Here is a 295-nt window from a genome sequence, read left to right as displayed (position 1 = left end):
TCATAATCGCGCTTGAACTTGCCATACCGCATCTCACCTTCGGCCGACATTGCCCCGGCGTCGGTGAGCGCGATGGTGCGGTTGCCAAGCTTGATCGCGCCGTCTTCGAACACCGCAGCATCACCATCGAAGCCGAGCTTCTCCCCGATCGCGCGGCGCAGCACGAGGCAGGCGGCATAGACGCCGGCGGTCGAACTCGCCGCGCCCCATTGCCCACCCGACCCCGCAGCCACGGGGAAATCGGAATCGCCCAACTCAACCGACACGCGGTCGAGCGGCACGCCCATCGTTTCCG

1 pseudogene is annotated in these 295 nt (G+C 66.1%); it reads right to left on the bottom strand.

What is annotated here, in order from left to right:
• Positions 1 to 295: pseudogene (locus ACTIF1_RS26450) on the bottom strand (xanthine dehydrogenase family protein molybdopterin-binding subunit); the annotation flags it as partial.

Origin of the sequence: Falsiroseomonas sp. (assembly GCF_051860665.1) — a bacterium.
In the GTDB taxonomy this organism is placed as follows: domain Bacteria; phylum Pseudomonadota; class Alphaproteobacteria; order Acetobacterales; family Acetobacteraceae; genus Falsiroseomonas.
This window is presented reverse-complemented; position numbering and strand designations above follow the sequence as displayed.